This window comes from Methylobacterium sp. 4-46, from assembly GCF_000019365.1.
Lineage (GTDB): Bacteria > Pseudomonadota > Alphaproteobacteria > Rhizobiales > Beijerinckiaceae > Methylobacterium.
In genome coordinates this window covers 2,270,912-2,292,429 of the sequence record NC_010511.1, presented here as the reverse complement: position 1 = coordinate 2,292,429, position 21,518 = coordinate 2,270,912, and the positions used below count along the sequence as shown (strand labels likewise).

General features: G+C 75.8%; 21 protein-coding genes and 1 pseudogene. 18 read left to right on the top strand and 4 right to left on the bottom strand.

Going from position 1 to position 21,518, the window contains the following annotated elements:
* Positions 1-110 precede the first annotated feature (110 nt).
* From M446_RS09725 to M446_RS09675, 11 genes are all read left to right on the top strand, one after another.
* Positions 111-2,030: a methyl-accepting chemotaxis protein gene (locus M446_RS09725; RefSeq protein WP_012331927.1), complete on the top strand. Its 1,920-nt coding sequence runs from the start codon at positions 111-113 to the stop codon at positions 2,028-2,030.
* A complete protein-coding gene (locus tag M446_RS09720; protein ID WP_012331926.1) occupies positions 2,023-3,312 on the top strand; it encodes a chemotaxis protein CheW in 1,290 nt (429 codons plus the stop codon). The genes M446_RS09725 and M446_RS09720 overlap by 8 nt, the downstream gene beginning before the upstream one ends.
* Complete coding sequence (gene cheB, locus M446_RS09715; RefSeq protein ID WP_012331925.1) at positions 3,309-4,445, top strand: chemotaxis-specific protein-glutamate methyltransferase CheB; 1,137 nt, start codon at positions 3,309-3,311, stop codon at positions 4,443-4,445. Before M446_RS09720 ends, cheB begins: the two co-directional genes overlap by 4 nt.
* Entirely contained in the window at positions 4,436-5,038 is a 603-nt protein-coding gene (locus M446_RS09710) for a HEAT repeat domain-containing protein (protein ID WP_012331924.1), read from the top strand. Before cheB ends, M446_RS09710 begins: the two co-directional genes overlap by 10 nt.
* Complete coding sequence (locus M446_RS09705; RefSeq protein ID WP_012331923.1) at positions 5,035-5,934, top strand: CheR family methyltransferase; 900 nt, start codon at positions 5,035-5,037, stop codon at positions 5,932-5,934. The genes M446_RS09710 and M446_RS09705 overlap by 4 nt, the downstream gene beginning before the upstream one ends.
* Positions 5,927-6,316 (top strand): response regulator, encoded by a 390-nt coding sequence (locus M446_RS09700; RefSeq protein ID WP_012331922.1) that lies wholly within the window; start codon positions 5,927-5,929, stop codon positions 6,314-6,316. Before M446_RS09705 ends, M446_RS09700 begins: the two co-directional genes overlap by 8 nt.
* A complete protein-coding gene (locus tag M446_RS09695) occupies positions 6,313-8,598 on the top strand; it encodes a chemotaxis protein CheA (RefSeq protein WP_012331921.1) in 2,286 nt (761 codons plus the stop codon). Before M446_RS09700 ends, M446_RS09695 begins: the two co-directional genes overlap by 4 nt.
* Positions 8,599-8,698: 100 nt before the next feature.
* Entirely contained in the window at positions 8,699-8,980 is a 282-nt protein-coding gene (locus tag M446_RS09690; RefSeq protein ID WP_012331920.1) for a hypothetical protein, read from the top strand.
* 71 nt (positions 8,981-9,051) lie between these two features.
* Positions 9,052-9,435: a response regulator transcription factor gene (locus tag M446_RS09685; protein ID WP_012331919.1), complete on the top strand. Its 384-nt coding sequence runs from the start codon at positions 9,052-9,054 to the stop codon at positions 9,433-9,435.
* Complete coding sequence (locus M446_RS09680; protein ID WP_012331918.1) at positions 9,432-10,073, top strand: chemotaxis protein CheX; 642 nt, start codon at positions 9,432-9,434, stop codon at positions 10,071-10,073. The genes M446_RS09685 and M446_RS09680 overlap by 4 nt, the downstream gene beginning before the upstream one ends.
* A gap of 118 nt (positions 10,074-10,191) precedes the next feature.
* Positions 10,192-12,630 (top strand): PAS domain-containing protein, encoded by a 2,439-nt coding sequence (locus tag M446_RS09675; protein WP_012331917.1) that lies wholly within the window; start codon positions 10,192-10,194, stop codon positions 12,628-12,630.
* 114 nt (positions 12,631-12,744) lie between these two features.
* Here the strand turns inward: M446_RS09675 and M446_RS09670 are convergent.
* Positions 12,745-13,438, bottom strand: a pseudogene (locus M446_RS09670) (LysR substrate-binding domain-containing protein); the annotation flags it as partial.
* Positions 13,439-13,558: 120 nt separating this feature from the next.
* On the opposite strand from M446_RS09670, the gene tehA reads away from it, so the two are divergent.
* Both tehA and M446_RS09660 read left to right on the top strand, forming a co-directional pair.
* Complete coding sequence (gene tehA, locus M446_RS09665) at positions 13,559-14,554, top strand: dicarboxylate transporter/tellurite-resistance protein TehA (protein WP_012331916.1); 996 nt, start codon at positions 13,559-13,561, stop codon at positions 14,552-14,554.
* A gap of 205 nt (positions 14,555-14,759) precedes the next feature.
* A complete protein-coding gene (locus tag M446_RS09660; protein ID WP_012331915.1) occupies positions 14,760-15,635 on the top strand; it encodes a dienelactone hydrolase family protein in 876 nt (291 codons plus the stop codon).
* 31 nt (positions 15,636-15,666) lie between these two features.
* Here the strand turns inward: M446_RS09660 and M446_RS09655 are convergent, their stop codons facing one another.
* The gene (locus tag M446_RS09655) at positions 15,667-15,879 is read right to left on the bottom strand and encodes a hypothetical protein (protein ID WP_012331914.1); all 213 of its coding nucleotides are present in this window, start codon (positions 15,877-15,879) and stop codon (positions 15,667-15,669) included.
* A gap of 184 nt (positions 15,880-16,063) precedes the next feature.
* Here M446_RS09655 and M446_RS09650 point away from each other — a divergent pair, with 184 nt between their 5' ends.
* From M446_RS09650 to M446_RS09640, 3 genes are all read left to right on the top strand, one after another.
* The gene (locus M446_RS09650; RefSeq protein ID WP_012331913.1) at positions 16,064-16,375 is read left to right on the top strand and encodes a hypothetical protein; all 312 of its coding nucleotides are present in this window, start codon (positions 16,064-16,066) and stop codon (positions 16,373-16,375) included.
* A gap of 120 nt (positions 16,376-16,495) precedes the next feature.
* A complete protein-coding gene (locus M446_RS09645; protein WP_012331912.1) occupies positions 16,496-16,687 on the top strand; it encodes a hypothetical protein in 192 nt (63 codons plus the stop codon).
* 117 nt (positions 16,688-16,804) lie between these two features.
* A complete protein-coding gene (locus tag M446_RS09640; protein ID WP_012331911.1) occupies positions 16,805-17,068 on the top strand; it encodes a hypothetical protein in 264 nt (87 codons plus the stop codon).
* Positions 17,069-17,075: 7 nt separating this feature from the next.
* On the opposite strand, the gene M446_RS09635 is transcribed toward M446_RS09640, so the two are convergent.
* Positions 17,076-17,678 (bottom strand): regulatory protein RecX, encoded by a 603-nt coding sequence (locus M446_RS09635; protein WP_012331910.1) that lies wholly within the window; start codon positions 17,676-17,678, stop codon positions 17,076-17,078.
* A 24-nt stretch (positions 17,679-17,702) separates the two neighbouring features.
* On the opposite strand from M446_RS09635, the gene M446_RS09630 reads away from it, so the two are divergent.
* Positions 17,703-19,094, top strand: a complete 1,392-nt coding sequence (locus tag M446_RS09630; protein WP_012331909.1) for a TAXI family TRAP transporter solute-binding subunit — start codon at positions 17,703-17,705, stop codon at positions 19,092-19,094.
* A gap of 12 nt (positions 19,095-19,106) precedes the next feature.
* Here M446_RS09630 and M446_RS09625 read toward each other — a convergent pair whose 3' ends face one another.
* On the bottom strand, positions 19,107-20,534 hold the full coding sequence (locus tag M446_RS09625) for an FAD-binding oxidoreductase (RefSeq protein ID WP_012331908.1): 1,428 nt from the start codon (positions 20,532-20,534) through the stop codon (positions 19,107-19,109).
* Between the two features lie 393 nt (positions 20,535-20,927).
* Between M446_RS09625 and M446_RS09620 the strand changes: the two genes are divergently transcribed.
* On the top strand, positions 20,928-21,482 hold the full coding sequence (locus tag M446_RS09620; RefSeq protein ID WP_012331907.1) for a thioesterase family protein: 555 nt from the start codon (positions 20,928-20,930) through the stop codon (positions 21,480-21,482).
* Positions 21,483-21,518 lie beyond the last annotated feature (36 nt).

Here is a 21,518-nt window from a genome sequence, read left to right as displayed (position 1 = left end):
CCCGCCATAACCCCCGCCCCGCCCCGGCGGCTTGCTCCTCCGCCCAAGCTCCGGCAAACCGGTCCGATCAGGTCCGGCCGCGTCCCGGGCGGGGGCGGTGAAGGTGCGCGATGGCGTTGGTCAAGAAGGCGAAACTCGCGGCCCGGGAGACCGCCGGGAACCCGGCCCGGGACGAGACCGCGCCCGCGCAGCCCCCCGCACCCCGCCCGGCGCCGCGCCCCGCGATCCACCAGAAGGCGACCGAGCGCCTCGCCGCCGCCACCCAGGAACTCGCGGCGGGCCTGGGCGAAGCCTCCGCGGCGGCCGAGGAACTCCGGCGCGCCATGGAGGAGATCGCGGGCGGCGCCGCCGAGGCCGCGGGCGCGGCCCAGGAATCGCTCGCCGCCGTCACCACCATGGCCGGGCGGCTCACCGAGGCCCGCGCCCGGGCCGACCTCTCCCGCCAGCGCACCCACGCCTTCCAGGCGCTGCTGATCGAGGCGAACACCCAGGTCACGGGCTCGGTCGCGGCGATCCGGGCCAGCGCCGAGCGCCAGAGCGGCATCGTCGCGATCGTGGACGCGCTCGACCGCGGCGCCGCCACCATCGGCGAGGTCACGGGGGCGGTCGGCTACGTCGCCGAGCAGACCAACCTCCTCGCCCTCAACGCGGCGATCGAGGCGGTGCGGGCGGGGGCGGAGGGGCGCGGCTTCACCGTGGTGGCGGACGAGGTGCGCGCCCTCGCGGAGACCGCAGAGAGCCATGCGCGGGACGTCCTGCCCCTCGCCGAGGCGATCCGGGCCGAGGTGCGGGAGATCGGCGCCACGGTCCGGGCGGCGGCGAGCCGCGCCGCCGACGAGGCCGCGGCCGGCACCCGGGTCGCGCACGCCCTCGACGAGGCGCGGAGCGGGCTCGGGGTGGTGGCGGAGGGCGCCCAGGCGATCCTCGCCGCCGCGGTCGAGGCCGAGACGATGGTGCGGGAGGCCGAGCGCGGCGCCGGGCAGACCGCCGCCGCCGCCGAGGAGCAATCCGCCGCCGCCGCGCAGGCCCAGGCGGCGGTCGGGCAGCAGACCGCCTCCCTCGACGAGAGCCAAGCGACCGCCCAGGCCCTGTCGGACCTCGCCGACGCGCTCCGGCGCCGCCGGGGCCGGCGGGAGGGGGCCGCCGAGATCGCCGGCGCGAGCGAGACCCTGGCGGCGACGATCCAGGAACTCTCGGGCACCGCCACCCAGATCCTCGCGGCCGTCGACCAGATCAGCCGCGGCACCGCCATCCAGAGCGCGGCGGCCCGGCAATCGAGCGCCGCGATGGTGGAGGTGGAGCGCGGGGCGGGCCGCACCCGGGAGAGCGCCGCGGCGGCGCTCGCCCGCGTCGCGGCCCTGGCGGGGACGATCCGGGAGATCCGCGGGATCCTCGACGGGCTGGCGGCGGCGGTGGCGCGGAGCCTCGCCGAGACCCTGGCCGGCCTGGAGCGCGTCGCCGCCCTGGAGGGGCACAATCGCCGCATCGAGACGATCGTCGACACGCTCGCCCTGGTGGCGGTGCAGATCAGCATGCTGGCGGTGAGCGGCGCCATCGAGGCCGCCCGCGCCGGGGAGGGCGGCCAGGGCTTCGCGATGGTGTCGGGCGACATCCGGGCGCTCGCCCGCGAGGCCGGGGCGAGCGCGGAGCGCATCCGCGGGACCGTGCGGGCGATCCAGGACGGCGCCGCCGCCATCCGGCGCGCCCTGGAGCAGGTCGGCGCCGCCGCCGAGGCCGAGGTGCTGCGCAACCGCGCCCTCATGGAGAGCCTCGACGCCGTGGCGCAGGACGTGGACGCGCTGGAGCGCGCGAATGCCGCGATCGCCGAGGGCGCCGACGAGATCCTCCTCGCGGCCCGCGAGACCGCGCAGGGCGCCGCGCAGATCGCGGCCGCCGCCGAGCAGGCCGACCGGGCCGCCAGCGAGGCCGCCACCGCCGCCCGCCAGCAGGCGCGCGCCGCCGAGGACCTCGCCGCCGCGGTCGAGGAGATCGCGGCCCTCTCCGAGGCGCTGCGGGGGGCGAATGGCTGAGGCGGGCCCCGGCCCGGCCGGCGGCCGCGTCCTCCTGGTCGGGCACGGCCCCGGCCTCGTCGCCGTGCCGGCCGGGCTCGTCCGGGAGATCCGCCAACCGGGGCCGCTCACCCCCTGTCCCGGCAGCCCCGCGCCGCTCCTCGGCCTCTGCGCCCATCGCGGCCTCGCGCTGCCCGTGCTCGACCTCGGTCGGCTGCTCGGCCGGGAGGCGGCCGCCCCCGGCCGCCTGATCGTGGCGGAGGCCGGAGACCCGGTCGGCCTGCTGGTCGAGCGCGTCCTCGGCTTCGCGGCCGCGGCCGGGGACGCCGAGCGGCTCGACCTGCCCGGGCGCCTCGCCGCCCTGCCGGCCCGGGAGGCGCCGCGCCGGGCCGGGCTCGCCCTCGCCCGGGCGCAGGCCGAGGCGCGCGCCGCGGCCGTCGGCCTGCTGCGCCTGCGCGCCGGCGGGCGCCCCTACGCCCTCCCCCTCGACGCCGTGGAGGAGGTCCTGCGCCTGCCGGCGGAGTGGTTCCCGGCGGCGGGGCCGGCGCCCGGCGCCCTCGGCCGCATGCGGCGGCGCGGGGCGTGGCTGCCGCTCCTGGGCCTCGCCGCCCTCCTGGAGGAGGAGGCCGGGCCGCCGCGGCCGGGGAGCCCGGTGATCGTCCTGCGCATCGGGGGCGCCCCGCTCGGCCTCGTGGCCGAGGCGCTCGGCCCGGTGCTGCGCCTGCCGGACGAGGCGATCGATCCGCTGCCGCGGGTGCTGCGCCGCGCCGGGGGAGCGCTCGCCGCGGTCGCCCGGCTCGATGACGGCGACCTCGTCCCGCTCCTCGCGCCCGAGCGCCTGCCGCGTCCCGAGGCCGCGCCCGATCGGGCGGCGCCGGTCCCGGGCGCGGCGCGGGAGCCGGTCCTCGCCTTCGACCTCGCGGGCACGCGCTACGGCCTGCCGGCCGGTGCGCTCGCCGAGGTGCTGCGTTGGTCCGGCATGATCACGCGGCTGCCCCACGCCCCCGCCTCCTGCCTCGGCCTGATCGGCCGGCGCGGCGAGGCGCTTCCCGTCATCGACCTGCGCCGCCTCCTCGGCCACCCGCCGGGCGCCGCGGTCCCCGGCCGGCCCATCCTCGTCCTCGACGGGCGGGAGCGCCTCGGCCTCATGGTCGACGCGGTGGCGGGCCTGGGGCGGGACATGCGCCCGGCGCCCGACGCGGCGGCGGGGCCCCCGCGGCGCCTCGATCCGGCGCAGCTGCGCGAGGCCGTGGCGCGCGAGCGGCGGCTCCCGACCGGCCTCCCGCCCGGGGCGGCCGCATGATCCGCCTGCTCGTGGTCGACGATTCGGCGCTGATGCGGAAGGTCATCGGCGGCATCTTCGCGGCCGAGGGCGATTTCGAGGTCGCCTCGGCGCGGGACGGCGTCGAGGCGCTGGGGATGCTCAAGCGGTTCCGGCCGGACGTGATCACCCTCGACGTCACCATGCCGGGGCTCGACGGACTCGCCTGCCTCGATCGCATCATGCTGGAGCGGCCCTGCCCGGTGGTGATGCTGTCGGGCCTGACCGCCGAGGGCGCCGAGACCAGCCTCGACGCCCTCGCCCGCGGCGCCGTCGACGTCCTCGCCAAGCCCGAGGGCGTCGCCTCCCTGACCAGCGACGCGCTCGCGCCCACCCTGGTCCAGAAGGTGCGGGCGGCGTCCCGCGCCCGGCTCTCCCCGGCCCTGCGCCTCGCCGCGCGGCTGCGGGCGCGCCACGCCGGCCTCGAGGCGCCCGCCCGCCGGGAGGCGCCGCCCCTCGACCCCGCACCCGACCCGGCGCCGGGCCCCCTCGCCGGGCTCGTCCTCGTCGGCACCTCGACGGGCGGCCCGCCGGCCCTCGACGCGCTGCTGTCGGGCCTCCCTGCCGGCTTCCCCTGGCCGATCGTCGTCGCCCAGCACATGCCGGGCACCTTCACGGGTCCGCTCGCCCAGCGCCTCGACCGCCTCTCCCCGCTCGCCGTCCGGGAGGTGACGCGGCCGACGCCGCTCGCGCCGGGCCACGTCTATCTCGGGCGCGGCGACGCGGACGTGATCGTCACCCGCCGGCCGGCGGGCCTCGCCGTGGCGCCGGCCCCGGCCCATCCCGACCATCCCTGGCACCCGAGCGTGGACCGCCTGGTCGAGAGCGCCCTCGCCCATCTCGACCCCGCCAGCCTGATCGGCATCCTGATGACCGGGATGGGGCGCGACGGGGCCCGCGCCATGGCGGCGCTCAAGGCGCGGGGCGGGCGCACCATCGCGGAGGCCGAGGAGAGCGCCGTGGTCTGGGGCATGCCCGGGGAGCTGGTGCGGGCGGGGGGCGCGAGCCGCGTCGTGCCCCTCGACGGGATCGCGGCCGAACTCCTGACCCTGGTGCGCCCAGCCCTCGTGCCCGCAAGCGTGGTTCCTCCAGGGGGCGTCCCCCCATGCCGCTGATCCGCCGCGATCCCCCCGGCTGCGCGCCGCCCGGCCCGGCCGCGCCCGACGACCTGACGGCGCCCGAGCCCGAGCGCCGCCTCGCCGCGATCCGGGCGCTGTCCGGCCGCCGCGAGGCCGCGGGCGCGCTCGGCGAGGCGCTCGGCCGCGAGGGAGTGCCGCGGGTGCGGGAGGCCCTGCTCAGCGCGCTGATCGCCTGCGCCGACCCGCAGGCCGCGGCGGCGCTGGCGGCCCATCTCGGCGCGCAGGACCCGGCCCTGCGCAATGCCTGCGTGGAGGCGCTGCAGGACATGCCGGCGGCGGTGCTGCCGCTCCTGCCGGACCTCCTCGCCGATCCCGATCCGGACGTGCGGCTGCTCGCGGCCGGGGTGGCGCGCGCGCAGCCGCCCGAGACCGCGACCCGGCTCCTCGCCGGACTCCTCGACGGGGAGACGCACCCGAACGTCTGCGGGGCGGCCGTGGAGGTGCTGGCCGAGACCGGCACCGCCCTGGCGGTTCCGGCGCTGCGGGCGGCCCGGGCGCGCTTCTCCGCCGAGCCCTTCCTGCCGGGCGCGATCGACCACGTCCTGTCCCGCCTCGCCGAGGCGCCGTGACCCTCCCTGCCCCCTCCGCGATCCCGGCCCTGGCGGAGGCGGATCTCGCGCGCTTCGGCGAGTTCGTCTACCGGCGCACGGGCCTGCGCTTCGCGCCCGGCCAGCGCGGCATGGTCGAGCGGCGGGTCGCGGAGCGCATGCGGGAGGCCGGGACCGCCACCTTCGCGGAGTACTTCGCGCGGCTGCGGGCCGATCTCGACCGCGAGGTCGAGCACCTCATCAACGCGCTCACCGTCAACGAGACCTACTTCCTCCGCGAGGAGTACCAGCTGCGCTGCCTGACGGCCTCGCTGATGGGGCTCGTGACCGCGCGCAAGCGGCCCGGCGACGCGGTGCGGATCTGGTCGATGCCCTGCGCCACCGGCGAGGAGCCCTACTCGATCGCGATCTGGCTGCTGGAGCATTGGCCGGAGGTGGACCGCTACGAGGTGGAGATCGTGGGATCCGACATCGACACCGCGGCGCTCGCCGCCGCCGCGCGGGGCTCCTACGGGGAGAGGGCGCTGATGCGGCTGACGCCGGACCTCGTGGGCCGCTACTTCGCGCCGGAAGCGGCGGCACGCCCCGGGCCGCGCCCCGGGCCGCGCTCCCCGCCGCGCTGGCGCATCATCGAGGAGCTGCGCCGCTCGGTGCGCTTCTCGCCCTGCAACCTGATGGACCGGGCCGCCATGGCGGCGGAGGGCCGCTTCGACGTCGTCTTCTGCCGCAACGTGCTGATCTACTTCGACGACGCGTCCCGCCGGGTCGCCGCCGACCACCTCTACGACGCGCTCGCGCCGGGGGGCTTCGTGTGCCTCGGCCACACCGAGTCGATGAGCCGGATCTCGCCGCTGTTCCGCGTCTGCCGGCTGGCGGACGCGATCGTCTACCAGCGCCCGGAGCAGGACGATGGCTGAGACCGGACCGGCGCGCATCCTCGTGGTGGACGACGCGAGCCTCGTGCGCCGCTACTACCGCGAGGTGCTGGAGGCCGGCGGCTTCGCCGTGGACGAGGCGATCAACGGCATCGAGGCCCTGGAGCGGCTGCTCTCGGGGCCCTACGACCTCCTGGTGGTGGACGTGAACATGCCGAAGATGGACGGGCTCACCTTCCTGCGCGCCCTGCGCGCCCGCGAGGCGCCGCTGCGCGGCCTGCCGGTCCTCGTCACCAGCACGGAGGCCGGCGCCGCCGACCGGGCGGCCGCCCGGGCCGCGGGGGCGAATCTCTACCTCGTCAAGCCGATCGCCGCCGAGGTGCTGCGCGCGCACGCGGCGGCCCTGACCGGACAGCCGTCGTGAGCGACCTCCTCGCCCAGTTCCTGATCGAGGCGCGGGACCTGATCGAGGGCGCCGCCGACGACCTCATCGCCCTCGAGCGGGCGCCGGACGACGCGGCGGCCCTCGACCGGGTCTTCCGGGCCTTCCATACCCTGAAAGGGTCGGTCGGCCTGTTCGACTTCCCGCCCTTCCTGGCCCTCCTGCACGCGGCCGAGGACGGGTTCGCGGCGGCGCGAGCCGCGCGGCGCGCGGAGGACGGGCTGGTCGACCGCGCGCTGCAGGCCCTCGACGCCGCCTCCCGCTTCACCGAGGCGATCGCCGCGTCCGGCGCGCTGCCGCCCGGCGCCGCCCGGGAGGCGGACGGGCTCGGGCGGCTCCTGCGCGGCGGGACCGAGGCCGAGGCCCCGCCCGACCCGCCGGACGCGGCGGTGCCGGACTGGGCGGAGGCGCTCCTGGCGGGCGCGCAGCCGGTCGCGCCCGGCACGGGCCTCGTCGCCCTGCGCTACCGCCCGCGGGCGGATTGCTTCTTCGCGGGCGACGACCCGATCGGCCTGGTGCGGCGCGTCCCCGCGCTCCTGGCCCTGCGCCTCGCCCCGGCCGGGCCCTGGCCGGAAGAGGTCGACGTCTTCGCCTGCAACCTCGACATCGCGCTCCTCAGCGCCGCCCCCCTGGCCGAGGTCGAGGCGCCGTTCCGCCTCGTGCGCGACCAGACCCGCGTGGCGGCCTTCCCGGCCCCCGCCGCCCCCGCCCTGCCGCCGCTCGCCGCGGCGATCCTGCGCGAGCAGCTCGACCTCGTCGGCGCGCCGGGCGAGGCGGAGGGGGAGGCGGGCCGGCGCGAGGCCGCGTCCCGGTCCGCCGCCAACGCCCTGCGGGCGGCGGGGCTGGCAGCGGCCTCCCTGGCGGTCCTCGACGCCGCCGCGCAGGGCACGCAGGCCCTGTCCGCCTGCCTCGCGGCGCTGCTCGCGCGCGGGGTGCAAACCACCCCGGGCGGGGTGCAAACCACCCCGGGCGGGGTGCAAACCACCCCGGGCGGGGTGCAAGCCACCCCGGGCGGGGTGGAAACCACCCCGGACGGGCCGAGGGCCGCGCCGGGCGCGGCGCAGGCCGCGCCGGGCGAGCGCCTGCTTCGGGTCGAGGCGGCCCGGATCGACCGGCTCGTCGCGCTCGCCGGCGACCTCGTGACGGCCCGCACCGGCCTCGGCCACCTCGCGGCCCGGGCCGAGGCCGGGACGGAGGCCGCCGCCCTGGCCCGGGCCCTGCGCGAGACCGACGCGCAGCTCGGTCGCCTCGCCGGGGAATTGCACCGGGGCTTGGCGGCCCTGCGCCTCGTGCCGCTCGGCCCCCTGTTCCGGCGCTTCCCCCGGCCCCTGCGCGAGATCGCCCGCAGCCTCGGCAAGGAGGTCGTGCTGGTGCAGGAGGGCGAGGAGGTCGCGGCGGACCGGGCGCTGGTGGATGCGCTGTTCGAGCCCCTGCTCCACGTGATCCGCAACGCCGTCGATCACGGGCTGGAGGAGCCGCAGGTGCGTCTCGCCGCCGGCAAGCCCGCCGCGGGGCGGATCACCCTGCGGGCGGCGCTCGTCGGCGAGACGCTGGCGGTGACGGTCGCGGATGACGGGCGCGGCATCGATCCGGAGCGGCTGCGCCGCCGGGCCGCCGCCGCGGGCCTGCGCGCCCCCGAGGCCCTGGCGGCGATGAGCGACGCGGCCGCGATCGACCTCGTCTTCGCCCCCGGCTTCTCGACCGCCGAGCGGGTCAGCGACCTGTCCGGCCGCGGGGTCGGCATGGACGCGGTGCGGGCGGCGGCCGAGCGCCTCGGCGGGCGGGTCGCGATCGAGAGCGAGGTCGGCCGCGGCACCGCGATCCGCCTGCTCCTGCCGCAGCGCCTCGCCCTGACGCGGATCGTGCTGGTCGGCGTCGGACCCGACCTCTACGGCCTGCCCCTGGAGGCGGTGGCGGAGGCGGCGCGGGTGCCGCGCGCGCAGATCCGCGCGGTCGGTCCCGGCCGCGCCGCCGTCCTGCGCGGGCGGACCGTGCCGGTGGTCCGGCTCGCTTCCCTGCTCGGCGCGCCGGGGGCGGAGGCGTCCGGGGAGGCGCGCCTCGTCGTCCTCGGCAGCGGCGCCGACGCCCTCGCGCTGGAGGTCGACCGCTTCGGCGAGCGACTCGACGTGCTGACGCGGCCCCTCCCGGCCCTCGCCGCGGCGCCGGGCCTCGGCGGCACGGCGCTCCTCGGCGACGGCCGGGTGCTGCTCGTCCTCGATCCCCCGGCCCTGCTCGCCCTGGCGCTCGGGGAGGGCGCGGCGTGAGCGCGGTGCGCGGGCGACACGGGGTGCGACCGCCAAATTCGGCGACCAAGTGCGGCGACCAAGTGCGGCCGTCAGGTCGCGGCCCGGAGAGGCGTGAGCGATGAGCGTCCAACCCGATCCCGACGACCCCGCCCTGATCCGCCTCGAAGGCCCCTGCCCGGTCGAGGAGGCGGAGACACTCGCCGCGCTCCTCCTGGCGCGCCCGGGCGCGCGCGTCGACTGGACGGCCTGCACGCGACTCCACACCGCCGTGCTCCAGGTGCTCCTGCGCCTGCGGCCGCCGCTGCGCGGCCCCTGCGGCGATCCCCTGGTCGCCCGCTTCCTCGATCCCGGCCAATCGAGCCCGGACGAGGCCGCCCGGCTCGATTGCGGCTTCACCTGAGCGGATCGCGGGCGCATATACGCCGCTGACCGCTCGCATTGCCCGACGTCGCTCCCGCCTGTGATGACCCCATGTCCGTGACTGCCCTGATCGTCGACGACAGCAAGCTCGCCCGCCTCGTGGTGGCCAAGCTCCTGCGCCAGCTCCGGCCGGACTGGACGCTCGCCGAGGCGGGCAATGCCGAGGAGGCGGTCGCCCGGATGGAGGCGGAGCGGATCGACGTCGCCCTCCTCGACTTCAACATGCCGGGCCGGGACGGGCTCGACCTCGCCGCCGACCTGCGCGCGGCCCGGCCCGAGATGCCGATCGCGGTGATCTCGGCCAACATCCAGGACGAGGTCGTGGCGCGGGCGCGCAGCGTCGACGCCACCTTCCTGGCCAAGCCCCTGACCGAGGAATCCCTCGGCGGCTTCGTCTCGGGCGCCTCCCTGCGCCTGCGCAGGGGCGCTCCGTGAGCCCCGCGCCGGTCGAACTGACGCCGCTCCAGCAGGACGCCTTCACGGAACTCGTGAATATCGGGGTCAGCCGCGCCGCCGCGAGCCTGCGCAAGATGATCGGCGTGCAGGTGCTGCTCTCGGTGCCGTCGGTCGAGATCGTGTCGCGCCGCGACGCCGCCCGCCTCGTCGCCGAGCGCGAGGCGAGCGACCTCGTCGTGGTGCATCAGAGCTTCGCGGGCGCCTTCTCGGGGCGCGCCCTGCTGATCTTTCCCCAGGAGACCAGCCGCGAGCTCGTCCGCGCCGTCACGGGCGAGGAGCTCTCGGCCGAGGAGGTCGAGGCCCTGGAGGACGAGGCGCTGACCGAGACCGGCAACATCATCCTCAACGGCTGCCTCGCCACCATGGCGAACATGCTCCAGCGCACGCTGACCATGTCGCTGCCGGCGGTGATGCGGGGCGACGGACGCCAGATCTTCCGCCCCGGCGACGCGGCCGACGCGGACACGCTGGTGCTGTTCCTCTACATCAACTTCTCGGTCCGCGAGCGCGACATCCGGGGCTATATCGCGATGCTGATGGACCTGCCCTCGCTGGAGAACCTGAGGATTCTCATCGACGACTTCATCGTGCGGGCGATCGGCGAGACGGGGGAGTGATGGGCGTCGGGCGCGAGCGGCGGGCGGGCGCTCCGCCGCGGCCAGGGCCGGTCGCGCCAAGGCGCGGCATGCCAGGGCGCGGCATGCCAGGGCGCGGCATGCCAGGGCGCGGCAGGTCATGAGCGCAGAGCGGTGCGAGCCGCAGGGCGTGGCCGACCTCGCCGCGGCGGCGGCGGCCCTGCGCCGCCATGCCGGGCCGTTCTTCACCGTGCTGGAGCGGACGCGCCAGCCGATGATCTTCACGGACCCGCGGCTGCCCGACAACCCGATCGTCTTCGCCAACCCCGCCTTCCAGGCGCTCACCGGCTACGGGGAGGCGGACCTCGTCGGGCGCAACTGCCGCCTGCTGCAGGGTCCGGGCACCGACCCGCAGACCGTCGCCCGCATCCGGGCCGCGGTCGCGGAGGGCCGCGAGGCGCGGGTCGCGATCCTGAACTACCGCCGGGACGGCACCAGCTTCTGGAACGAGCTCTTCGTCTGCCCGGTCTTCGACGAGGCCGGCCGGCTGATCAACTTCTTCGCCTCGCAGATCGACGCCAGCCAGGCCCACGCGGCGCAATCCGCCCACGAGCGGCTCGGCGCCGCCGAGGCACGGCTCGCCGAGGTGCAGCGCCACCTCGCCCTCACGCTCTCGGCGGCCGGAATCGCCGGCACCTGGGACTGGGACATCCCGAACCGGCGCCTTCACGTCGACGAGCGCTTCGCGCTCCTCACCGGCCTTCCCCTGCCGGTCGACCCGGCGGGGGTGCCGACCGCATCCTTCTTCGCCAGCATCCACCCCCTCGACCGCGCCCGCATCCGCCTCGCGGTGAGCGGGATGCTCAACGGCGCCGAGGTGTTCGACAAGGAGTTCCGCCTGCGCACCCCGGACGGGGCGGTGCGCTGGGTCCACGCGCGCGGGCGCTGCCTGTACGGGGCGGACGAGGCGCCGCTTCGCTTCACGGGCGTCCTCGTCGAGGTGACGGACCAGAAGCGCGTCGAGGAGCGCCTGCGCATCGCCCAGACGGCGGGCCGGGTCGGCGCCTTCGAGTACGTGCCGGGCTTCGCCACGGTGGCGGTCTCGCCGCAATTCTGCAGCCTGCTCGGCCTGATGCCGGCCGAGACGCTCGCCGTGAGCGCGGTCAACGCCCTCGTGGTCGAGGGTGATCCGGCGCTCCTCGATCCCGGCCTCTGCGAGGTCGGCGAACTGCCCCACGCGGAGATGCGGGTGCGCCTCGCCGACAGCGGCGAGACGCGCTGGCTCGCGCGGCGGGGCGAGGCGATCCGCGACAACGAGACCGCCGACCTGCGCCACGTCGGCGTGATCTACGACGTGACCGCGACCAAGCGGGCCGAGGTCGCGCTGCGCGAGCTCAACGACACGCTGGAGGCCAGGGTCCGCGAGGCGATCGCCGAGCGCGAGCAGGCCGAGGAGCAGCTGCGCCAGTCGCAGAAGATGGAGGCGGTGGGCCAGCTCACGGGCGGCATCGCCCACGACTTCAACAACCTCCTCACCGGCATCGTGGGCTCCCTCGACCTGATGCAGACCCGGATCGCCGAGGGGCGCACCGAGAACCTGTCCCGCTACGCGGGCCTCGCCATGACCTCGGCCCAGCGCGCCGCCGCGCTGACCCACCGGCTCCTCGCCTTCTCGCGCCGGCAGCCCCTCGAATCGAGGCCGGTCGACGTGAACCGGCTGGTCAATTCGATGGACGAGCTGCTGCGCCGGACCCTCGGCGAGCAGGTCCGGCTGGAGATCGTGGTGGCGGGCGGCCTCTGGCTCACCCTGTGCGACCCGAACCAGCTGGAGAACGCGGTCCTCAACCTCGCGATCAACGCCCGCGACGCGATGCCGGACGGCGGGCGCCTGACCATCGAGACGGCCAACGCCCACCTGGACGAGGCCTACGCGGCGCGCGAGATCGGCGTCAGGGCCGGGCAATACGTCTGCATCGGGGTCAGCGACACCGGCACCGGCATGCCGCCCGACGTGATCGCCCGCGCCTTCGACCCGTTCTTCACGACGAAGCCGCTGGGCCAGGGCACGGGGCTCGGCCTGTCGATGATCTACGGCTTCGCCAAGCAATCCGAGGGCACCGTCAAGATCTACTCGGAGCCCGGCCAGGGCACGACGGTGAAGCTCTACCTGCCGCGCTACCGCGGCGAGATCGAGTCCGCGGGCGACCACCGCGGGGAGGCGCCGCGGGCCGAGCGCGGGGAGACCGTGCTGGTGGTGGAGGACGATGCCACGGTGCGCGCCCTGGTGACGGAGGTGCTGCAGGAACTCGGCTATCAGGCCCTCGAGGCGCCGGATGGGCCGGCGGGCCTGCGCGTCCTGCAATCCGACGCCCATGTCGACCTGCTGATCACCGATGTGGGCCTGCCCGGCATCAACGGCCGCCAGCTCGCCGATCAGGCCCGGCTGTCGCGCGCGCAGCTGAAGGTGCTGTTCATGACCGGCTACGCCGAGAACGCCGCCTTCGGCAACGGCCAGATCGCGCCCGGCATGCAGATGATCACAAAGCCCTTCGCGGTCGACGCGCTCGCCACCAGGATCCGGGCGATCTTCGAGACCTGATCCGACATCCGACGGATTGCTCCGCCATGCGGATGTCGGCCTCGCTCAGGCGCCGCGCGGGCTTGGCAGACGCTGTCCGGACGTGATCGTCCGGACAGCGTATAGTCGGCGGCCTCAGGTCGCGAGCGCGTCGTGGCCGGCGAGGCTCTCGGTCAGGAAGCTGATGAGCGGCTGCACCCGGTCGGGGGCCCGGTCCTCGCCCATCGCCACCAGTTCGGTCGTCGGCAGGCCGGCCAGAATTCGGGGGCGCGCAGGATCTGCATGCCCGCCTGCACGAAGGAGCGCCCGAGCAGGGTCACGCCGAGCCCCCCGCCACCGCCGCCTGGATGCCCATCAGGCTCGACGCCGTGCAGGCCGCCACCCATTCCCGGCGCACCGAATCGAGGGCGGCGATCATCATCTCCCGATCGCTGCAGGGCGGCGCCAGCATCACGAGGCGGGCCGGTCGCGCGACGTCGGGCTGGTAATCGGCCGCGGCGAGCCAGACCAGGAGCTCGCGCCAGATGACCCGGCCGCGCGGACTGCCTCCGCTGCGCTTGGCGATCACCGCGTCGAGGCACTTGTCCTCGTAGGCCGCGATCAGGGTGCAGCTGAGGCCGGTCATCGGCTCGATATGCACGCCCGGATAGAGGCGCCCGAAGCGGGCGAGGAGCTTGGGCAGCTGGCCGGGGATGAAATCCTCCGAGACGCCGAGCCGCAGCGTGCCGGTGGCGGCGGGCTCGCGCCATTCCCGCATCACCCAGTCGTTGAATTCCAGCACGTGGCGGGCGGCGACCAGCAGGCGCTCCCCGTCCGGGGCCAGGCCGAGGGTGGGGTCATCTCCGGACGGGCCGGGGCCGCCCAGACCACTGGCTGTCTGTTCGGCCTCTCGCCAACTCGAGGTTGATCTGGCAGCGTCCGCGCCGCCTCGCCTCGGCAGGAGAGTGTGATGCCCCGTTCGTTTCCGGCCGTTCCGGCCTCGTTCTTCGGCATGGTGCTGGGCCTCGTGGGGCTCGGCAATGCGTGGCGGGCGGCCGCCCAGCTCTGGGGCGCCCCGTCCCTCGTCGGCGAGGCCGTGATGCTGCTCGGGGTGGCGGTCTGGGCCGCCGTGGCGGCGCTCTACGGGGCCAAGTGGCTGCGCGCCCGCCCGGCCGCCCTCGACGAGGCGCTTCACCCGGTCCAGTGCTGCTTCATCGGGCTCGCCGGGGTCTCGACCATGCTGGTCGCCCTGGCCGCCCTCCCGTACGCGCGGCCCCTCGCCTTCGTGCTGTTCGGGTTCGGCGGCCTGTTCACGCTCGGCTTCGCGGTCTGGCGCACGGGGGGCCTCTGGCAAGGCGGGCGCGACGTCGCCGCGACGACCCCGGTCCTCTACCTGCCGACCGTGGCGGGCGGCTTCGTCACGGCGGCGGCCGCCTCGGCCTTCGGCCTGCACGACCTCGCGCAGCTCGCCTTCGGGGCGGCGCTGCTGTCGTGGCTGGCGATCGAATCGGTGCTGCTGCACCGGCTCTACACCGGCCCGACCCTCGGCGCGGCCCTGCGCCCGACGCTGGGCATCCAGCTCGCGCCGCCGGCGGTCGGGGGCGTCGCCTTCCTGAGCCTCGGGGGCGATCCGGCCGGGCCGGTGGCGCTGGGGCTGTTCGGCTACGGCCTGCTGCAGGGATTGGTGATGCTGCGGCTCGTCCCCTTCCTGCGCGGGCAGGGCTTCTCCCCGGCCTTCTGGAGCTTCTCGTTCGGCGCGACGGCGCTGGCGTCCCTCGGCCTGCGGATCGGCGCGACCGGGCAGGCGCCCGCGGTCGCGGCCCTGGCGCCGCCGGTCTTCCTCGGCGCCAATCTGCTCGTCGGCTGGCTGGTGCTCGGGACGCTGCGGCTCCTGGCGGCGGGCCGGCTCGTCGCGGCGCCGGCCCCGCCGCCCCCGGCCGAGCCGCTGCTGCCGCAGGCGCGCTGACCCGAGGACGGACCGGCCCCGCCGCCTCCGCCACGGCTCGCGCATCATGCGCCGAAGCGGTGACCGCTTCGGCGGCGAACCGAAGGACCGCGTCAGCGAAGAATAATGCGACACCAAGTGGCGAGGCAGAATTGCACGGCGCAATTCCGCCTCGCTTCGCGGCGCGAGCGGCGCCGCCCGTCCCGCTGTCTTGAGGGGAACCCCGATGAGCATCTTCGAGCCCGATCTGCGCAGCCTCGCGGGCGAGACCCGGCCGTCTCGCCGCGCCGTGATGGTGACGAGCCTCGCCACCGGCTTCGCGCTGGCCGCGCAGCCCATCGCCGCGCAGACCGCCATCGCCACCGACGCGAACGGCCTCACCGCCAGCGAGGTGAAGGTCCCGACGCAGGATGGCGCGATCCCGGCCTACCGGGCGATGCCGGCGAGCGGCGGCCCCTTCCCGGTCGTGCTGGTGGTCCAGGAGATCTTCGGCGTCCACGAGCACATCAAGGATGTCTGCCGCCGCCTGGCCAAGCTCGGCTTCTACGCGGTGGCGCCGGAACTCTACGCCCGGCAGGGCGACGTCTCGGGCATGACCGACATCCAGGCGATCGTCCGCGACGTGGTCGCGAAGGTGCCGGACGCGCAGGTGCTCGGCGACCTCGACGCGACGGTCGCCTTCGCCAAGGAATCCGGGCAGGCCGACACGGCGCGGCTCGGGATCACCGGCTTCTGCTGGGGCGGGCGCATCGTCTGGCTCTACGCGGCGCACAACCCCGCCCTGAAGGCCGGCGTCGCTTGGTACGGGCGGCTCGCGGGCGCCACCACGCCGCTGCAGCCGAAGAACCCGCTCGACCTCGTGACCGCGCTGAAGGCGCCGGTGCTCGGCCTCTACGGCGGCGCCGACCCGGGCATCCCGGTGAGCACGGTCGACCAGATGCGGGAGGCCTGCCGGGCGGCGGCCAAGACCTGCGATCTCGTGGTCTATCCCGACACCCCCCACGCCTTCAATGCCGATTACCGGCCGAGCTACCGTCCCGGGCCGGCCCGGGACGGCTGGCAGCGGCTGCAGGCCTGGTTCCGGCAGCACGGCGTGGCCTAAGGGTAAGGGACGGCCCCTCCGCCCGGGCCTCTCAGGCGGCCGCGTCGGACCCGGCGCGGCCCGCCTCCGCCCGGCCCGGCCCGGCGCCGCTCCGGCCGGCCGCGAGCGCGACCTGGTCGGGCACGTCCTCCTCGGAGCCCCACCAGATCGTCTCGCCGCTGCTCATCCGCGCGTAGCGGGCGAGCCCGTAGGTGCCGATCTCGACGATTCGTCCGGGCGCGCGCGCCCTCCCGGTAGCTGCCATCGCCAGGTCTCCGTCTCCACGATCCGCCTACAAACGACGGGACGGGCCCGCGGGTTCGACGCGGGATGCGGCGTCCCGGCGCGGGCGCGATCGGTGCGCTGGCGCACCGACCTCGCGCGCACGGTCATGGCCGGGTCACACCCTGTCCTCATGTCAGCCCTGGCGCATACCGGACGAGGTGGGAATGAGCACCGTCATCACCGATCTCGTGGCGGAGGCGATCCGGGAGGTGGACGCGCAGTTCGTCATTCCCTACGGGATCGAGCCCCGCGACGCGCAGGCGCTCGCCCGCGCGGCCATCGCCGCCTACGGCGACGCGCTGGCCTCGGCCGGCCTCGCGATCGTGCCGCTCGCCGCCGCCGAGACGCTGCGGGCGCAGGACGCGCGGTCGCACGAGGCCCGCGCCCAGACCCGCGAGGGCCGGCAGGTCGCGGGCCGCGCGATCCTCAACGCGCGCCTGCGCCCCTATCGCTCCCTCGTCAGCCGCCGGGGCTGAGCGGGGTCCCTTTTTCCCGGGCCGGCCCTAAACTACCACGCCGGCCGGGCGGCCAAGGAGGGAGCGCGCAGCAGAGGGCGCCGGGCCGCGCGGCCCGCGCCCCGCCGAAGAGGATGCGTCATGCTCTCGAGCCTCCGGTGCGCACTCGCCCTCACCGCTTCCCTGCTCGCCGCCGGGCCCGGTCCCGCCGCGGCGCAGGCCTCCTCCTGCCCGCCGGGCTACAAGGTCGCGGCCGGGGCCTGCGTGCGCAGCTGCCCGGGCGGCTTCGAGGATACCGGGCGGGCCTGCGTCTTCCGCAGCATGGGGCGCTGATCCGCCCCGTGCGCCAGCGCAGGGACGCGGCGCCCGGCCCACGCAATCCTGCTGCAACGCAACTCGGGCAGGAGCTGGCGGGCCGGCGGGGACCGGCGGCATCCGTCAGGAGGGCTGATGACGGGCAACGAGATTCCGACGCTGGGCGAGCTGTTCCGGGTCCGGGCTGTCACCGATGGCGAATTGAGCGCCGCCGTGACGTCCTTCTTCGCCGATCCGCGGCCCGGTCCGCGCGAGATCGCCCGCGGCATCCGCCTCGACATTGCGGCGGCGGTGGCGGCGCACGAATGGGCCTGCCGCGTGGTCGCCGACGAGGCGATCGTCGCGACGGCGCGGCGCAACGCCGTGCGCGCGGCGATCCTGCGGGCCCGCCCGCTCTGACCCGCGCTCACGGGGCCGGCTCGTCCTCCTCGTCGACGATGCGGCGGGCGAGGGCCGGCGCGAAACCCGCCCGCGCCAGCGCGGCGATGTCGCGCTGGCGCGCCTCGACCCGGTCCTGAGATCGCCGCCAGGGCCCGAGCCGCCGCCGCCGCGCATAGGCGCGCGCCGCCGCTTCCTCGTCCTCCTCGGGGCCTTCCTGCCCCTCGCCCGCATGCGCGGCCAGGGCCGCCCGCACCGTGTCGCGGTCGACCCCCTTGGCGGCGAGCTTGGCCTGGATCGCCCGGGCGGAGCCGCCGCGGCGGCGCAGGCTGCGGACCTTGGCATCCGCGAAGGAGGCGTCGTCGACGAGCCCGGCCCGCCCGGCCCGCGCCACCACCGCCTCCACCATCGCGGCGAAATCCTCCGGCGCCTCGCCCCGCAGCCGGCAGCGCGCCTCCACGCGCCGCAGCAGCACCCGCCGCAGCATCTCCGTCGAGGCGCCGTAGCGCTCCAGGTAGGCCAGGGCCGCGCGCTCCAGGGAGGCCGGGGTGATCGGCCGCGCCGTCTTTCCGCCATCCCGGTCGGCATCCTGGCCGGGAGCAGGGATCGCGCGGGGCTCGTCCGGGTTCATAGGGCGCATCCGTTGCGAGGAGCGATGCCCACGATACTGCACAGGCGCGATATCCTCTTCCTGACGGTCGGCCTCCTGCTGGTGGCCGTGACCGCCCTCGCCTTCGTCCTCACCCGCCCGACGACGCTGCGGGTCGCGGTCGGGCCGCGCGACGGCGTCGAGGCCCGGCTGATCGGAGCCTACGCGGAGGCGCTCGCCCGCGGCCAGGAGGATATACGCCTCAAGGTCGTGCCCTACGACGACGTGCGCGACAGCGCCGCGGCCCTGCAGGAGGGGCGCGCCGACCTCGCGGTGGTGCGGCCGGACGTGAAGCTGCCCGAGAACGGGCTCACGCTCGCGGTGCTGCACGACGAGGCGCTGATCATCGCCGCTCCCGCGGGCGCCGGCCTCGGCGAGCTCCCCGAACTCACCGGCAAGCGCCTCGGCCTCGTCGCCCGGCACGGCGCCGACCTGCCCTTCATGGCCAGCCTCCTCACCTATTACGACCTCGCCCAGGCTCCGGCGGAGCGGGCCGGCGCGCCCGGGACCGTGGCGCTGGTGCCCCTGCGGGCCGAGGAGGTGACGGCGGCGCTGACGGGCGGGCGCATCGACGCGGTCGCGGTGATCGCCGCCCCGTCCTCGCGCTGGGCGGGGCACGTGGTCCGGGCCGTGGAGGCCGCCTCGCCGGAGCACCGCGCGAGCTTCGTCGCGGTGCCGGACGGCGAGGCGATCCTCCAGCGCCTGCCCGAACTGCAGAGCGTGACCATCCCGGCCGGCACCTTCGGGGGACGCCCCAAGCGCCCCGACGAGGACGTGCGCACGGTCGGCGCCTCCTACCGGCTGATGGCGCGGGCCTCCCTCGACCGGGACACCGCCGCGCGGGTGACCCAGCACCTGTTCGAGCTGCGCTCCCGGCTCGCGGCCCGCACCACGACCGCGAACCTCGTCAAGGCGCCGGATTTCGACAGTTCCGTCGCGGCGACGAGCGCGCGGCTCCCCAACCACCCGGGGGCGGTGGATTACTTCGAGCGCGAGCAGCAGACCTTCCTGCAGCGCTACGAGGACCTGATCTACCTCGTGGCCTTCTTCGGGGGCGGGCTGGGCTCGGCCGGGGCCTGGATCGGCCAGCGGCTGGCGCGGGAGAAGCGGGCGCGCGTCGACGCCGTGCTCGACCGGCTGCTCGGCATCCTGAGGGAGGCCCGCACCGCCCCGGACCCGGCCGCGCTCGACGCGCTCGCGGTCGAGATCGACGGGCTCGTGGTCGACGTGGTCGGGCATGCCCGCGCCCACGACACCGACATCCGCACGATGAGCGCGCTGATCCTGGCGGTGGACGCGGCCCGGGCGGCCATCGCCGATTGCCGGGGCGCGCGGGGCGAGGAGGCGCCGCGCGAGCGGGCCGCGCGGGTGCTGAGCCTGCACGCCCCGGGCGGGTAGGCGGGCCGCCGCTTAGAGCGGGAGGACCTTGCCCGGATTCATGATGTTGTCCGGGTCGATCGTCCGCTTGAGGCCGCGCATCAGGGCGAGGGCCGGGGCGCCGTGCTCGATCTCCATGAAGCGCATCTTCTTCTGGCCGATGCCGTGCTCGCCCGTGCAGGTGCCCTCCATGGCGATCGCCCGGGCGACGAGGCGCTCGATGAAGCCCGTCACGCGGGCGATCTCGTCGGCATCGTCCATCATCACCAGCGGCGAGGTGTGGAAGTTGCCGTCCCCGACATGGCCGGCGATCGGCGCGATGATCCCGCTCTCGACGATGTCCCGCTTGGTCGCGTCGACGCATTCGGCGAGGCGCGAGATCGGCACGCAGACGTCGGTGGCGATCACCTTGGCGCCGGGGCGCATCCCGCTCGCGGCCCAGTAGACGTCGTGCCGGGCCTGCCAGAGGCGCGAGCGCTCCTCGGCCTTCGTCGCCCACTCGTAGGGGCCGCCGTCGAACTCGGCCGCGATCTCGCCGAAGCGCTCGGCCTGCTCGGCGACGCTGGCCTCCGAGCCGTGGAACTCCACGAGGAGCAGCGGCGTCTCGGGCAGCGAGAGCTTCGAGTAGGCGTTGCAGGCCGCCACCTGCACCTCGTCGAGGAGTTCGATCCGCGCCACCGGCAGCCCGGACTGGATGGTCAGGATCACCGCGTCGCAGGCGGCCTTGATGGTCGGGAAGGGGCAGATCCCCGCCGAGATCGCCTCCGGGATGCCCGAGAGCCGCAGCGTCAGCTCCGTGATGATGCCGAGCGTGCCCTCCGAACCCACGAGCAGGCGGGTGAGGTCGTAGCCGGCCGAGCTCTTGCGCGCCCGCGAGCCGGTGCGCAGGATCTCGCCGTTCGGCAGCACCGCGGTCAGCGCCAGGACGTTGTCCTTCATGGTGCCGTAGCGCACCGCGTTGGTGCCCGAGGCCCGCGTCGCCGCCATGCCGCCCAGGGAGGCGTCCGCGCCGGGATCGATCGGGAAGAACAGCCCCTGGTCGCGCAGGTGCTCGTTCAGCGCCTTGCGGGTGACGCCCGGCTGCACCACGCAGTCGAGATCCTCCGCGTGCACGGCCAGCACCCGGTTCATGCCCGAGAGGTCGACCGAGACGCCGCCGTAGGGGGCGTTCACGTGGCCCTCCAGCGAGGTGCCGGTGCCGAAGGCGACGACCGGCATGCGGTGGGCCGCGCAGACCCGCACGACCGCCTGCACCTCCTCGGTGCTGTCGACGAACACGACCGCGTCCGGCGGCTGGTTCGGCACCCAGGTCAGGGTGCTGCCGTGCTGCTCGCGCACCGCCTGGGAAGTGACGAGGCGGTTGCCGAACTGCGCCGCCAGCGCCGCCGTGACGGCCGCCACGGTCTCCGGGCTCGGGCGCTCGCGCAGCGCGGGCAGGGGGGCGGGGCTCGCGGCGTTCATGCTCGTCTCCCTCATGGCTCTCCGGGCGCGGCCGGCGCGCCCGGTCCGGTCCCCGGGCCTCGATTCTTCCAAAGCCCTCTACGCGCCCTTCATCCCGGTGTCATACGAAATCCCGCCGGGGGCTTGCCGGGGCACCTGCCGGGGGCTTGCCGGGGGACCTGCCGGGGGCTTGCCGGGGGACCTGCCGGGGGCTTGCCGGCCGCGAACCCATCCCGCTGCTTTTGCGGCGGAATGTCGCGCCTGCTGATTTGTTGTGCAAATATCACGGTCAAGTCTTTGAGGGCCGGCTTGGCCGCATCGGCCCCCTCCTCCTGGGGGGTAGACCTTTTGGCCGAGCGTGCTACCTCGGGTGACGCTGTCCCGAGATCCCGCCGCGCTTGCCAGGAGTCCGCCATGGCAGACGAGCGTTCCGCATCGGTATTCTTCTTCGCGCCATTCGTCTCGTCGACGATGCCGATCGAACCGGCCTGGATCGACTATAACGGCCATCTCAACATGGCCTACTACCACGTGATCTTCGATCGCGCGGTCGACGAGGCCTTCGAAATCGTCGGGCTCGGGCCCGAATATATCGCGGAGCGCGGCGCCACCTACTTCGCCGCCGAGGTTCACGTGCGCTATCGGCGGGAGCTGACGGCGGACGACCGGGTGCGCGTGACGCTGCAGCTGGTCGATTTCGACGAGAAGCGCCTGCACTTCTACCTGGAGATCCGCCACGCCCAGGAGGGCTGGGTGGCGGCGTCGTCCGAGAACATGGCGCTGCACGTCGACGCGACGAGCCGCCGGGTGACGCCCTTCCCGCCCGACATCCTCGCCAACCTCGCGGTGATGCGGGCGTGCCACGCCCGGCTGCCGCGGCCGGAGGATCTAGGCCGGGTGATCGGCATCCCGCGCCGCGCCCGGCGGGACGGGGACGCGGTCGCGGTCCTGGCCGGCGCGCGGCACTGAGCGGGCGCCCGCGGCGAGAGCGTTCTCCGACGACGT